Here is a 346-nt window from a genome sequence, read left to right as displayed (position 1 = left end):
CTATTCAGATAAGACAGAAGCTGGATCTAAGACAGTAACACCGGATCAACCAGAAGTAACAGACCACGTTGTATACAAACCATTAGGAAAAATTATCCAAGTAGATGAAGCAGGAAATGTGATTCCAGGTTCAGTATCTAAGACTTATGAAAATAATCCGTGGAATCCTAAAGAAGCAGCAGAAACTAAAATTCCTGATGCTCCAGCTGGATACAAAATTAAGGAAGAACAACCTCAAGCTTGGGGTTACAATATAGTTGATAAAACGATTGAACCAAATGATGAAAGTGATCCAGATCGTATTTCACGAGATACACCAATCATCTACGTACCAATCGTAAATGAT

1 pseudogene is annotated in these 346 nt (G+C 37.3%); it reads left to right on the top strand.

From position 1 onward, the window contains the following. A pseudogene (locus tag HMPREF2619_RS11325) lies at positions 1–346 on the top strand (hypothetical protein); the annotation flags it as partial.

Origin of the sequence: Streptococcus sp. HMSC074B11 (assembly GCF_001808705.1) — a bacterium.
Lineage (GTDB): Bacteria > Bacillota > Bacilli > Lactobacillales > Streptococcaceae > Streptococcus.
Note: the sequence above shows the minus strand (reverse complement) of the source record. Positions and strands in the feature narration are given on the sequence as shown.